14 protein-coding genes are annotated in these 13,059 nt (G+C 66.3%); 5 read left to right on the top strand and 9 right to left on the bottom strand.

Going from position 1 to position 13,059, the window contains the following annotated elements; genetic code table 11:
• The first annotated feature begins 167 nt into the window (after window positions 1–167).
• From tyrS to AB3X89_RS15175, 3 genes are all read left to right on the top strand, one after another.
• Window positions 168–1,418: a tyrosine--tRNA ligase gene (gene tyrS, locus AB3X89_RS15185; protein WP_176121817.1), complete on the top strand. Its 1,251-nt coding sequence runs from the start codon at window positions 168–170 to the stop codon at window positions 1,416–1,418.
• Entirely contained in the window at window positions 1,415–1,873 is a 459-nt protein-coding gene (dtd, locus tag AB3X89_RS15180; RefSeq protein ID WP_368584024.1) for a D-aminoacyl-tRNA deacylase, read from the top strand. Before tyrS ends, dtd begins: the two co-directional genes overlap by 4 nt.
• Before the next feature lie 102 nt (window positions 1,874–1,975).
• Window positions 1,976–2,650 carry a histidine phosphatase family protein gene (locus AB3X89_RS15175; protein WP_368584023.1) on the top strand — a complete coding sequence of 225 codons (675 nt, stop codon included), beginning with the start codon at window positions 1,976–1,978 and terminating at the stop codon, window positions 2,648–2,650.
• A gap of 36 nt (window positions 2,651–2,686) precedes the next feature.
• On the opposite strand, the gene AB3X89_RS15170 is transcribed toward AB3X89_RS15175, so the two are convergent.
• The 4 genes from AB3X89_RS15170 to ruvC form a co-directional block, all read right to left on the bottom strand.
• The gene (locus AB3X89_RS15170) at window positions 2,687–3,661 is read right to left on the bottom strand and encodes an oxygenase MpaB family protein (RefSeq protein WP_368584022.1); all 975 of its coding nucleotides are present in this window, start codon (window positions 3,659–3,661) and stop codon (window positions 2,687–2,689) included.
• Window positions 3,662–3,684: 23 nt separating this feature from the next.
• A complete protein-coding gene (ruvB, locus tag AB3X89_RS15165; protein ID WP_013090500.1) occupies window positions 3,685–4,746 on the bottom strand; it encodes a Holliday junction branch migration DNA helicase RuvB in 1,062 nt (353 codons plus the stop codon).
• Window positions 4,747–4,776: 30 nt separating this feature from the next.
• The gene (gene ruvA / locus AB3X89_RS15160) at window positions 4,777–5,358 is read right to left on the bottom strand and encodes a Holliday junction branch migration protein RuvA (protein ID WP_018421776.1); all 582 of its coding nucleotides are present in this window, start codon (window positions 5,356–5,358) and stop codon (window positions 4,777–4,779) included.
• Window positions 5,359–5,444: 86 nt separating this feature from the next.
• Window positions 5,445–5,987 carry a crossover junction endodeoxyribonuclease RuvC gene (gene ruvC / locus AB3X89_RS15155; RefSeq protein ID WP_368584021.1) on the bottom strand — a complete coding sequence of 181 codons (543 nt, stop codon included), beginning with the start codon at window positions 5,985–5,987 and terminating at the stop codon, window positions 5,445–5,447.
• 131 nt (window positions 5,988–6,118) lie between these two features.
• Between ruvC and AB3X89_RS15150 the strand changes: the two genes are divergently transcribed.
• The gene (locus tag AB3X89_RS15150) at window positions 6,119–6,358 is read left to right on the top strand and encodes a hypothetical protein (protein ID WP_368584020.1); all 240 of its coding nucleotides are present in this window, start codon (window positions 6,119–6,121) and stop codon (window positions 6,356–6,358) included.
• Window positions 6,359–6,432: 74 nt separating this feature from the next.
• On the opposite strand, the gene purH is transcribed toward AB3X89_RS15150, so the two are convergent.
• From purH to AB3X89_RS15125, 5 genes are all read right to left on the bottom strand, one after another.
• Complete coding sequence (gene purH, locus AB3X89_RS15145) at window positions 6,433–7,998, bottom strand: bifunctional phosphoribosylaminoimidazolecarboxamide formyltransferase/IMP cyclohydrolase (RefSeq protein WP_368584019.1); 1,566 nt, start codon at window positions 7,996–7,998, stop codon at window positions 6,433–6,435.
• 56 nt (window positions 7,999–8,054) lie between these two features.
• Window positions 8,055–8,288 carry a Fis family transcriptional regulator gene (locus AB3X89_RS15140; RefSeq protein ID WP_013090496.1) on the bottom strand — a complete coding sequence of 78 codons (234 nt, stop codon included), beginning with the start codon at window positions 8,286–8,288 and terminating at the stop codon, window positions 8,055–8,057.
• Entirely contained in the window at window positions 8,285–9,361 is a 1,077-nt protein-coding gene (gene dusB / locus AB3X89_RS15135) for a tRNA dihydrouridine synthase DusB (protein WP_368584018.1), read from the bottom strand. The genes AB3X89_RS15140 and dusB overlap by 4 nt, the downstream gene beginning before the upstream one ends.
• Window positions 9,362–9,548: 187 nt before the next feature.
• Window positions 9,549–10,820: a UbiH/UbiF/VisC/COQ6 family ubiquinone biosynthesis hydroxylase gene (locus AB3X89_RS15130; RefSeq protein ID WP_368584017.1), complete on the bottom strand. Its 1,272-nt coding sequence runs from the start codon at window positions 10,818–10,820 to the stop codon at window positions 9,549–9,551.
• Window positions 10,821–10,826: 6 nt separating this feature from the next.
• Window positions 10,827–12,233 (bottom strand): aminopeptidase P N-terminal domain-containing protein, encoded by a 1,407-nt coding sequence (locus tag AB3X89_RS15125; protein WP_368584016.1) that lies wholly within the window; start codon window positions 12,231–12,233, stop codon window positions 10,827–10,829.
• Between the two features lie 211 nt (window positions 12,234–12,444).
• On the opposite strand from AB3X89_RS15125, the gene AB3X89_RS15120 reads away from it, so the two are divergent.
• Entirely contained in the window at window positions 12,445–13,059 is a 615-nt protein-coding gene (locus AB3X89_RS15120; RefSeq protein WP_368584015.1) for a glutathione S-transferase N-terminal domain-containing protein, read from the top strand.

The following is a 13,059-nucleotide window of genomic DNA, read 5'->3' as shown; positions in this document are numbered from 1 at the left end:
GTCGATGTTCATTGCGATTCGTTGTAGCAGATTATCGGCGCAAACGCCGAAAGCGACGCGAGCGGCAACGAAATCGCCCGTCGCGACGCCGCGCAGGGCGCGTCAGTGGGCGCGGCGGCGCGCATCTATGGGACAATCCTGTTTTTTCGCGACTTCACGTTTCCAGCATGAGCACCGAGTCCACCCAGCCCAATCCCGCTTCCGCCTTCCCGATCACCGACGAAGTCCGTCACGCGCTCGCCGTGACCAAGCGCGGCGTCGACGAATTGCTGATCGAAGACGAATTCGCGCAAAAGCTCGCGCGCAGCGCGGCGACGGCCAAGCCGCTGCGCATCAAGCTCGGGCTCGATCCGACCGCACCCGACATCCACATCGGCCACACGGTCGTGCTGAACAAGATGCGCCAGCTGCAGGACCTCGGCCACACGGTGATTTTTCTGATCGGCGATTTCACGTCGCTGATCGGCGACCCGTCCGGGCGCAACGCGACCCGCCCGCCGCTCACGCGCGAGCAGATCGAGTCGAACGCGAAGACCTACTTCGAGCAGGCCGCACTGGTGCTCGATCGCGACAAGACCGAGATCCGCTACAACAGCGAATGGTCGATGCCGCTCGGCGCCGACGGCATGATCAAGCTCGCGTCGCGCTACACGGTCGCGCGCATTCTCGAGCGCGAGGACTTCACGAAGCGCTTCCAGGGGGGCGTGCCGATCTCGATCCACGAGTTCCTGTACCCGCTGATGCAGGGCTACGACTCGGTCGCGCTGAACGCGGACCTCGAACTCGGCGGCACGGACCAGAAGTTCAACCTGCTGGTCGGTCGCGAGCTGCAGAAGCAGTACGGCCAGGAGCAGCAGTGCATCCTGACGATGCCGCTGCTCGAAGGGCTCGACGGCGTCGAGAAGATGTCGAAGTCGAAGAACAACTACATCGGCATCAGCGAAAAGCCGACCGACATGTTCGGCAAGCTGATGAGCATCTCCGACACGCTGATGTGGCGTTACTTCGAGCTGCTGTCATTCCGTCCGATGGACGAAATCGCCGGCTTCAAGCGCGAAGCCGAAGCGGGCCGTAATCCGCGCGACTTCAAGGTGATGCTCGGCCAGGAAATCGTCGCGCGCTTCCACTCGCAGGCGGATGCCGAGCGCGCGCTCGAGGACTTCAATCATCGCGCGAAGGGCGGCGTGCCCGACGATATTCCGGCTGTCACGCTCGCGGGCGCACCGCTTGCGATCGGCCAGTTGCTGAAGCAGGCGAACCTCGTGCCGTCGACGAGCGAGGCACTGCGCAACATCGAGCAGGGGGGCGTGAAGATCGATGGCACCGCGGTGTCCGACAAAGGCCTGAAGGTCGAGGCGGGCGAGTACGTCGTGCAGGTCGGCAAGCGCCGCTTCGCACGCGTGACGCTGACGGCGTGATCGCGCTGATCCAACGTGTGCGGCGCGCCGAAGTGCGCGTCGCCGAACGCGTAACCGGCGCGATCGACGCCGGCTTGCTCGCGCTCGTCTGCGCGGAGCGCGGCGACACCGAGGCGGTGGCCGACAAGCTGCTCGCCAAGGTGCTCGGCTACCGCGTGTTCAGCGACGCGGCCGGCAAGATGAACCTGTCGGTGCAAAATCTCGACGGCGCAGGACGCGCGGGCGGCCTGCTGCTGGTGTCGCAGTTCACGCTCGCGGCCGATACCAACAGCGGCCTTCGTCCGAGCTTCACACCGGCCGCGCCGCCCGACGAGGGCAAGCGCCTGTTCGACTATTTCGTCGCGGCCGCGCGCGCGAAGCATCCGATCGTCGAGACCGGCGAGTTCGGCGCGGACATGCAGGTGTCGCTCGTCAACGACGGACCGGTCACGTTCTGGTTGCAGACCAACGCATAAAAGAGAGCGAACGGTGCGAGCTGCGGTCGCGGCATGCGAGCCGCGCCGCCGCTTTTTGCGACAATAGCCGCTGGACACAACCGCGAACCGCACCCCTCTCTCATGACGACGCAGATCCTGTTCATCCGGCACGGCGAGACCGACTGGAACCGCATCAAGCGGATTCAAGGCCACATCGACATTCCGCTCGCGACGACCGGCATCGCGCAGGCGCAACGTCTCGCGCAGCGTCTAGCCGCCGAGGCGAAGCAGGGCGCGCGGCTCGACGCGATCTACTCGAGCGACCTGCAGCGCGCGCAGCAGACCGCGCAGCCGATCGGCGAGGCGCTCGGCTTGCCGCTGCAATCGCGTGAGAACTTGCGCGAGCGCTCGTACGGCGCGTTCCAGGGCCATGACAGCGACGAGATCGCGCTACGTTTCCCTGACGAATACGCGCAGTGGCAAACCCGCGATCCCGGCTTCGCGCCGCCCGAGGGCGAGTCGCAACGCGTGTTCTACCACCGCATCATGCATGCGATCGAACCGCTCGTCGCCGCGCATCCGGGTGGGCGCATCGTGTGTGTCACGCATGGCGGCGTGCTCGACTGTGTGCACCGCTTTGCAACCAGTATGCCGCTCGACGCACCGCGCAATTACCCGCTGCTGAACACCAGCCTGAACGTCGTGGATTACGGGAACGATCGCGCGACAATCGTGACGTGGGCGGACGTATCGCATCTCGAAGCCGGCAGCGCCGACGACGATGGTTTCAGGAAGGGACCGGAGTCGAAGCGGTAAGCCGAAGCCGAGAATGGCCCGGCTCGCGCGGCGCGATCAATCCTGCCGCCGCGCCGCCGCCGCGCGCCGCCGCGCCCGCTTCGATACGCCATTGACCAGCGCCCAGCGGATTACCGGCGCGACGACCCGCACGCCAGGCCGTGCGAAGGTTCGACGCAGCACCGCGTAGCGATTCAGGTCGAGCATCGTCTGCGCCCAGTCGGGCAACAGATCGACCCCCGCGTTGAGCATCAGCGTGCCGGCGGGCCGCATCGCGAAGCTCGGTGCGGGCGCGTTCATCAGAATCCTGACGACTTCGCGCGTGCGCTCGCTGGCGACGAGGGCGGGCCGCATCGCAAGCAGGTAGGCCTCGATCTCGGCGCGCGAGCGCGGAATATCGACGGCGCCGAGCATTTCCGCGATGCGCGCGGTTTCCGCGAAGTATTGATCCTGCGCGGTGACGGACAGCACCGGATTCACATAGCGCAAATGCGCGGTCATGAAGCTCGACACTTCCGCGACGTGCACCCACGTCAGCAGCGCGGGCTCGCTCGCGCGATACGACTGGCCGTCCGGTGCGACGCCGGTCACGTCGAGATGAATGCGCTTCACGCGCTCGATCAACGCGAGCGCATCGCTCTTGCTGCCGTATGTCGTGCCGGCGATGAACGTCGCCGTGCGGCGCAGCCGGCCCAGGATGTCGGTGCGAAAACTCGAGTGGTCCCAGACGCCCGCGAGCGCGAGCGGATGTAGCGCTTGCAGCAGCAGCGCACTGATGCCGCCCGCCATCATCGACGTGAAGTCGGCGTGGACTTTCCAGCACACGGAGTTCGGCCCGAACAGGCCAGGATCGCCCGGCGGCGATGAGTAGTCGAGCACCGGTCCGCTACCGGTCGTCAGATGCGTGACGCCGGCGGCGAGCTTCGAACGCAGGCGGTGGGTGAGGCGCGCGGCGAAATTACCGGACGGGTCGCCGGCGGGATTGACGGGTGAACGGTTGGAAGGGCCGGGTTGCTCGGTCTGATCGGACATCCTGGTCGACCTCGTCGTGTGACTCAGTTCGTTGAATTCCACAGACCCGGCAGCGCGCTCGACGAATCCGGCGCGGCCAGCCCGAAGTGCCTATACGTGAGCAGCGTGGCGACGCGGCCGCGCGGCGTGCGCTGCAGGAAGCCCTGCTGGATCAGATACGGCTCGAGCACGTCTTCGATCGTGTCGCGCTCCTCGCCGATTGCCGCCGCGAGATTGTCGACACCGACCGGGCCGCCGTCGAACTTGTACAGGATCGCTTCGAGGAGCTTGCGGTCCATCAGGTCGAAGCCGACCGCGTCGACGTCGAGCATGCTGAGCGCGGCGTCGGCCACCTGCGCGGTGATGTTGCCGTCGGCCTTCACTTCGGCGAAGTCGCGCACGCGCCGCAGCAGGCGGTTCGCGATACGCGGCGTGCCGCGCGCGCGACGGGCGATTTCAAATGCACCGTCCGGATGGATCTGCGCACCGAGCAGCGCGGCCGAACGCGTGACGATGCGCGCAAGCTCCTCGGCGTTGTAGAACTCGAGTCGCGCGACGATGCCGAAGCGGTCGCGCAGCGGATTGGTCAGCATGCCCGCGCGCGTGGTCGCGCCGACCAGCGTGAACGGCTGCAGATCGAGCTTCACGCTGCGCGCGGCCGGTCCTTCGCCGATCATGATGTCGATCTGATAATCCTCGAGCGCCGGATAGAGGATTTCCTCGACGACCGGCGAGAGCCGGTGGATTTCGTCGATGAACAACACGTCGTTGGCTTCGAGATTGGTGAGCAGCGCGGCGAGGTCGCCGGCGCGTTCGAGCACCGGCCCCGACGTTTGCCGCAGATTGACGCCCATCTCGCGCGCGATGATGTGCGCGAGCGTGGTCTTGCCGAGGCCCGGCGGGCCGAATAGCAACACGTGGTCGAGCGATTCGGAACGGCGCTTCGCGGCCTCGATGAAGATTTCGAGCTGGCCGCGGACTTTCTCCTGCCCGACATATTCGTCGAGCTGACGCGGGCGCAGCGCGCGTTCGAACGCTTCTTCGTTCGGCGACACGGGCGTGGCCGCGATGATGCGCTCGGCGGCGAGTTTGTCGGTTTCGATCATCTGTTCATTGTACCGCGCGCGGATCGCGCATCAGCCCTTCGACAGCGCCTTCAGCGCGAGCTTGATGCCCTCGGACACGCCCGTGCCGGCCGGCACGTTCTTGATCGCCGCGAGCGCTTCCTTTTCCGAGTAGCCGAGCGCTAGCAGCGCATTGAGGATGTCCGACGCGTGGTCGGATGGCGACGCGGCGCCCGCCATTGCACCCAGGTCGGCGCCGAGCTTGCCCTTCAGTTCGAGCAGCAGCCGCTCGGCGGTCTTCTTGCCGATGCCCGGCACACGCGTGAGGCGCGCGGCGTCCTGCATCGTGACGGTCTGCGCGAGTTCCGCGACGCTCATGCCCGACAGCACCGCGAGCGCCATGCGCGCGCCGATGCCGGAAATCTTCAGCAGTTCGCGGAAGGTCGCGCGTTCCTGCGCGGTGCCGAAGCCGTATAGCAGATGCGCGTCCTCGCGCACGATCATCTGCGTGAGCAGCACGATGCGCTCGCCGGTCGACGGCAGGTTGTAGAACGTGCTCATCGGCACGTCCACTTCATAGCCGACGCCGTTGCAGTCGACGAGCAGATGCGGCGGGTTTTTTTCCAGCAGAACGCCGGCGATGCGACCGATCATGGCGGATTATTTTTCAGAGTCGGATGGGAATGCGCGAGTGTAGCGCAGCGGGTCGGCGGCGCGAACGGTATCGTATCCGCGTCGCGCTAGCCGACCAGACGCCCGCGCCGCACTCGCAGACCCTTCTTTGCGAGCGCCGGGGCGATGCCGCCGAGCGTGCTCAGCGTCGAGCCACCGTGCGCGTGGCAGATGGCCATGCCGAGCGCGTCGGCGGCGTCGGTGCCGGGCACGCCCGACAGGCTCAAGAGCCGCACGACCATCTGCTGCATCTGCTCCTTGGTCGCCCGGCCATAGCCGACCACCGACTGCTTCAGCTGCAGCGCGGTGTATTCGGCGACCGGCACGCCGCCCGCGACGAGCCCGCAGATCGCGGCGCCGCGCGCCTGGCCGAGCAGCAGCGTCGACTGCGGATTGACGTTGACGAAGACTTTTTCGATCGCCGCCTGATCCGGCGCGTGCTCGCGGATCAGCGTCGAGATGCCGACGAAGATGGTGCCGAGGCGCGACGGCAGATCCGCGTCGGCGGTGCGGATCACGCCGCTCGCGACATAGCTCAGTGTGTGGCCGTGTTGTTCGATCACGCCGAAGCCGGTCACGCGCAGGCCGGGGTCGATGCCGAGAATTCTCATGAAGTGCCGCACAAGCGATAAAAACCAGGTGCCTGCGATACTACAACGAACGCGGCGTGCGGCGGACCGCTGGCCGCACGCTTAGCGGAATAAAAGCTGCTAAAGGCTTCGCACGAGGAGGGCGATCGGGAATGGAGCGCTACCGCAATCTCAGCCGCGACTCGGGCGTCGACGCCTATGAAATCGGCGACGATTTCATCAAGGTGCGCTTTCGGCCGGGCATCGTGTATTGGTACACAGAGGCAAGTGTCGGCGCCGAGCATCTCACGGTACTTAAGCGTCTCGCGCGGCGAGGCCAGGGTTTGGGCACGTACATCAGCCAGCATGAGCAGGTTCGGGACGGTTACGCCCGCAAAGAACCGGACGATTGAACGCGTCGCTGCAAGACAAAAGGCCCGGTGGGACAACCCGCCGGGCCTTTTTTCAGCTAGCGACCTTCAGCCGATCAATGACGGAAGTGACGCACGCCCGTCAGCACCATCGCGATGTTGTGCTCGTCGGCGGCCATGACCACTTCGTCGTCGCGCACCGAGCCGCCCGGCTGGATCACGCAGGTCGCGCCTGCCGCGACCACGACGTCGAGACCGTCGCGGAACGGGAAGAACGCGTCCGATGCGACCGCCGAACCGGCCAGCGTCAGGCCGGCGTTCTGCGCCTTGATGCTGGCGATACGCGCCGAGTCCACGCGGCTCATCTGACCGGCGCCGACGCCGAGCGTCATGCCGTTCGCGCAGAACACGATCGCGTTCGACTTCACGTACTTCGCGACACGCCATGCGAACAGCAGATCGTCCATTTCCTTCGGCGTCGGATGACGCTTGGTGACGACGCGCAGCTCGCGCGGCTGCACGTTCCTCGAGTCGAGCGACTGCACCAGCAGGCCGCCACCGACGCGCTTCAGATCGAACGTGTTATGGCCTTCGCCCAGCGCGATTTCGAGCAGACGCACGTTCTGCTTCGCCGCGAACACCTGGCGCGCTTCGGCGCTGAACGACGGCGCGATCAGCACTTCGACGAACTGCTTCGCGACGGCTTGCGCGGCCGCTTCGTCGACTTCACGGTTGAACGCGATGATGCCGCCGAACGCCGAGGTCGGGTCGGTCTGGAACGCCTTCGAGTACGCTTCGTGCGCGTTCGCGCCCACCGCGACGCCGCACGGATTCGCGTGCTTGACGATCACGCAGGCCGGCACGTCGAAGGTCTTCACGCATTCCCACGCCGCGTCGGAGTCGGCGATGTTGTTGTACGACAGTTCCTTGCCCTGCAACTGGTTGTAGTTCGCGAGCGCGCCGTCCGGCACGGTCAGGTCGCGGTAGAACGCCGCGCTCTGGTGCGGGTTTTCGCCGTAGCGCAGGTCCTGCACCTTGTTGAACGCCATGTTGAAGGTGGCCGGGTACTCGTTGCGCGACGAGTGCTGCAACTCGTCGGTCAGGCTCGTCAGATAGTTCGTGATCGCGCCGTCGTACTGCGCGGTATGCGCGTACACCTTGGTCGCGAGACGGAAGTTCGTCTTGTACGACACCGCGTTGCCGTTCGCGCGCATTTCGTCGAGCACGACCGCGTAGTCGGCCGGGTCGACCACCACCGTCACGTCACGATGATTCTTCGCGGCCGAGCGCAGCATCGTCGGGCCGCCGATGTCGATGTTCTCGATCGCGTCTTCGAGCGAGCACTCTTCCTTCGACACCGTCTGCACGAACGGGTACAGGTTCACGACCAGCAGGTCGATGGTCGGAATGTCGTGCTTCTCGAGCGCGGCCATGTGTTCGGGCAGATCACGGCGCGCGAGGATGCCGCCGTGCACCTTCGGATGCAGCGTTTTCACGCGCCCGTCGAGCATTTCCGGGAAGCCCGTGTAGTCGGCGACTTCGGTGACGGACAGGCCCGCGTCCGCGAGCAGTTTCGCGGTGCCGCCGGTCGACAGGATCTTGATGCCGAGGTCCGACAGCGATTTGGCGAAGTCGACGATGCCGGACTTGTCGGAAACGGAGATGAGCGCTTGCTTGATCATGATGAAGACGAAAAGCCGAAGGGGAAACGTGGCAGGGCGCGAGAAACTACAACGCGCTACAGCAAACCGTGTTGTTGCAGCTTCTTGCGCAGCGTATTGCGGTTGATGCCGAGATACTCGGCGGCCAGCGACTGGTTACCGTTGGCCTGCTCGAGCACCACTTCGAGCAAGGGTTTTTCCACGCATGAAATGACCATGTCGTAGACGTCGTGCGGATTGGAGCCGTCGAGATCCTGGAAATACACATCCAGGCTGTCGCGGACAGATTGTTCGATGTTGTTCTTGCTCATGCTGCTAGTCGGTCGGTGTTGTCCTCGCCTTGGCTGTCGAGCCCGGGGTTGCCGGGCGCTTCGTCGACGTAGACGAGGCGGTCTGAGATCGCCCTTTGCGCGTCAAAGAACTCGTTGACGGCGAGGAGTTGTTCGCGCGTGGTGTCCAGCGTATTCATGCGATGCCGGAACAGGTTGGCGCCGGAAAGGCCGCGAGTGTACCAGCCGATGTGCTTGCGCGCAGTGCGAACACCGGTAAATTCCCCGTAAAAAGCGTAGTGATCTTCGAGATGCTCGTTCATCACCTGCTGGATTTCGTCGATGCGCGGCGGCGGCAGAAGCTCGCCCGTCTGCAGGAAATGCTCGATCTCGCGAAACAACCACGGACGGCCCTGCGCGGCCCGGCCGATCATGATCGCGTCCGCGCCGGTCGCGGCGAGCACCTCGCGCGCCTTGTGCGGCGACGTGATGTCGCCGTTCGCGACGACCGGAATGTTGACCGCCGCTTTGACGGCGGCGATGGTTTCGTACTCGGCGTCGCCGTGGTACAGGTCGGCGCGCGTGCGGCCGTGCACGGTCAGCATTGAAACGCCCGCTGCTTGCGCGAGACGCGCGACGTTCAGCGCGTTTTTGTTCTCGCGATTCCAGCCGGTGCGGATTTTCAGCGTGACGGGTACCGCGTCGGGCCCGACGCCAACCGCGTTCACGACGGCCTCGACGATGCGCTGCACGAGCGGTTCGTTCTGCAGCAGCGCCGAGCCGGCCGCCACGTTGCAAACCTTCTTGGCCGGGCAGCCCATGTTGATGTCGATGATCTGTGCGCCGTTCGCGACGTTGTAGCGGGCGGCCTCGGCCATCATGTCCGGGTCGGCGCCAGCGATCTGCACCGCGATCGGTTCGACCTCGCCTTCGTGATTCGCGCGGCGCATGGTCTTTTCGCTTTTCCACAACTGCGCGTTCGACGCGACCATTTCCGACACCGCGTAGCCCGCGCCGAGCCGTTTGCAGAGCTGGCGGAACGGCCGGTCGGTCACGCCGGCCATCGGGGCGACGAACAGGTTGTTGCGCAGATTGTGGGGGCCAAGAGTGGGCATGACGTGAGCGTGCGCCGACGTCGGCTCAGGATTTGACAATCGTGACGGCCGGCGCAGCGCGAAATGCGAGGGAAAACCACCATTTTAGCGTTAACGGGTTGCCGGGACTCGCGAACCAGGTCTCGTAACTTGTTAAATCTTCTATGAAAGTCGCGCGGCTCATAGAGCCGCGCGGCGTTTTGCGCCCCTAGCGGCGCTGGCCGAACATCATCTGGCGGGCAAGCGCGGTTTTCACCGGCGGGACGAATTCGAGCGCGGTCAGCGCGAGGCCGCGCAGTACCGCGAGCGGCGCGAAGTCGATGGTGAACAGGCGCGCGAGCGTGTCGGTCGAGCCGATCGTCAGGCGCCGGTCGAGCGTGCGGCGCTGCGCGAAAGTGGCGAGCGCGAGCGGTGTCGGGCCCTCGACCGACAGCGCATCGGCGAGCGCGTGCGCGTCTCGCAGACCCAGGTTGAGGCCCTGGCCCGCCACCGGATGCAAGGTCTGCGCCGCATTGCCGATCGCCACGATGTGGCCGTTCACGAGCGTGTCGATCGTGTTGAGACCGAGCGGAAACGACGCCCGGCCCTTGATGTGCGTAAAGCGGCCCATGCGGTCGCCGAAAGCGGCATCGAGTTCGCGCAGGAACGCTTCGTCGGAGAGCTGCGCGCGGCGCGCGGCTTCGTCGGGCGCGCAGCACCAGACGAGCGCGTAGTCGGCGCCGCGCACGCCGCCCATCGGCAGCAGCGCGATCGGGCCTTGCGACGTGAAGCGCTCCCATGCGACGTGCGGCTGCGGTGCGGACACGGTGACCGTGCCGACCAGCGCGGTCTGGCCGTAGTCGCGCGAGGCGGCGGCGTTTTTACCGATGCTGCGTGCGCCGGCGGCTTCGTCCGTCGCGCGACTCGGGTTTTTCGTGTGCTTCTGGTCGCCGAACAGGCCGCCCTCGGCGTTCACCAGAATCCGCGTGCGCAACTGACGCGCGACGCCCGCGGTTTCGATCGGCAGCGTGACGCCGTCGAGCTCCTGAACCGGCGCACCGGCCGACGTCGAGCGGAACCAGTGGACCGGCGTCGCGTGCACGGCGTCGGCGAGGCCATGCACGATCGAGCCGTAACGCAGCACGTAGCCGAGCGCGGGCAGGCCGTGCTCGCGATGATCGATCAGCGTGCGGCCGAAATGACCGCGCTGCGACACGTGGATGCGCTCGATCGCGGTGGCGTCGGCCGGCCAGCGCAGCGGCTCGAGGATCATCCGGCTGCCGTGCGAGACCGCGATCGCGCGCGGATCGGCGATCGAATCTTCCGGTTCGCGCGCGTCGACGAGCGCGATCTTCATCTCGCGCGTCACGCTGCGGCGCGCGAGCCAGCCGGCGAGCGCGAGGCCGACCGGCCCGGCGCCGACGATCGTCACATCGAAATCGAACCCCTGCTGGTGGGAGGCGGGCCTCAGGATCACCGCCGATGGAGATGCTTCGTTCATCGCCGATCAGGTCCTCTGTTGATGAACCGCTCGTGCTTCCTGCATCAGCGCCTCGATCTCGTCGGCGGCGACCGGGACGTCGCGCGTAATCAGCTCACAGCCGGTCGGCGTGACGATCGCGTCGTCCTCGATGCGGATGCCGATGTTCCAGTAGCGCTCGGGCACACCCTCGGCCGGGCGCACATACAAGCCCGGCTCGATCGTCAGCGTCATCGACGCGCGCAGCGTGCGCCACGGTAGCGCGCCCGCTTCGTCGCGCGGCGCGCCGCGCTCGCGGTAGTCGCCGCAGTCGTGCACGTCCATGCCGAGCCAGTGGCCGGTGCGGTGCATGTAGAACGGCGCGTAGGCACGCTCGGCGATCACGTCGTCGACCGACGCGAACTTCGCGCGCGGCACGATGCCGGTGTCCAGCAGCCCCTGCGACAGCACGCGCAGCGCGGCCTGGTGCGGATCGTCGAAGCTCGCGCCGGCGTGCGTCGCATCGACGGCGGCCCGCTGCGCGGCCAGCACGATGTCGTACAGCTCGCGCTGCGCGGGCGTGAAACGGCCGCTCGCCGGGAACGTGCGCGTGATGTCGGACGCATAGCCGTCGAGTTCGCAGGCCGCATCGATCAGGATCAGATCGCCGTCGCGCGCGATTGCGTTGCCGGCGGGGTAGTGCAGCACGCACGCGTTCGCGCCGGCCGCGACGATCGACGCATAGGCCGGCGCCTGCGCGCCGAACTTGCGGAACGTATAGAGCAGTTCGGCCTCGAGTTCGTACTCGCGGATGCCGGGGCGGCACACCGCCATCGCGCGACGATGCGCGGCCGCCGAAATCTGCCCGGCGCGGCGCATGATCGCGAGCTCGTGGTCGTCCTTGACGAGCCGCATCTCGTCGAGCAACGGCAGCAGGTCGCGCGCGGCCGTGGGTGCGACGGTGCCGCTGCGGCTTTGCGCGCGCACCGCGTCGAGCCAGCCGCGCACCTGCTCATCCAGATGTGCCGAGCTGCCGAACGCGTAGTGCAGCGCCGGCTTGTCGGCGATGATGCGCGGCAACTGCGTGTCGAGTTCGCCGATCGGGAACGCGGCGTCGAGCCCGAACGCTTCGCGCGCACCGTCGGGGCCGAAGCGGAAGCCTTCCCACGTCTCGCGCTCGACGTTTTTCTCGCGGCAGAACAGCACCGACGCGGGCGCGCCGGGCGCGGCGCTGGCGTCGAGTACCAGCAGCGCTTCGGGCTCGGTGAAGCCGGTCAGATAATAGAAGTAGCTGTCGTGGCGGTACGGATAGTCAGTATCGCGGTTGCGCAGCGCTTCCGGCGAGGTCGGGACGATGGCGACGCCGCCGCCCGCGGCGCGCAGCGCGGCGAGAACGCGCTCGCGGCGCGTGCGGTAGACGTCGATGGCGATGGTGGGTTCGGTCGGCTGGTTCATCGTGCGATTGTAGCGCCGCGTGTCTCCTGGCCCCATTCTCCGCGCGCGACATCGACTCGCTTTGTGCGGATTCCGACGGCGCGGCGGTCGCCGTCATGTTGCAATCCGTCCACAGCGGCTCGGCGGGCAGTTCGCGAAGATGCCGCCAGCACGTTCGCGAAAGGCTTAGACCACTTATACTTTCGCCGGATTCAGAAAAAGGCAGAAGGTCATGATGAAACTCATCGGTTCGCTCGGCAGCCCGTACGTGCGTAAAGCGCGCATCGTGCTCGCCGACAAGAAGATCGACTACGAACTGGTGCCCGAGAACGTCTGGGCGCCGGATACCCGGATTCACACCTTCAACCCGCTCGGCAAGGTGCCGTGCCTAGTGATGGAAGACGGCGAGGCCGTGTTCGATTCGCGGGTGATCTGCGAATACGTCGATACGCTGTCGCCGGTGGGCAAGCTGATTCCGCCGTCGGGGCGCGAGCGCATCGAAGTGCGCTGCTGGGAGGCGCTAGCCGACGGCGTGCTCGACGCGGCCGTGCTGATCCGCCTCGAAAGCACGCAGCGCGCGCCCGAACAGCGCGTGGACGCGTGGGTCGCGCGGCAGCAGCGCAAGATCGACGAAGCGCTGATCGCGATGTCGCAGGGACTCGGCAGCAAGCCGTGGTGCGCGAGCAATCACTACACGCTGGCCGACATCGCGATGGGCTGTGCGCTCGGCTATCTGGACTTCCGTATGCCGGAACTGAACTGGCGCGAATCGCATCCGAACCTGGACAAGCACTTCCAGAAGCTGTCGCAGCGGCAGTCGTTCATCGATACCGCGCCGAAGGATTGA

This window comes from Paraburkholderia sp. BR14320, assembly GCF_040948665.1.
Taxonomy (GTDB): Bacteria; Pseudomonadota; Gammaproteobacteria; order Burkholderiales; family Burkholderiaceae; genus Paraburkholderia; species Paraburkholderia youngii.
This window is presented reverse-complemented; position numbering and strand designations above follow the sequence as displayed.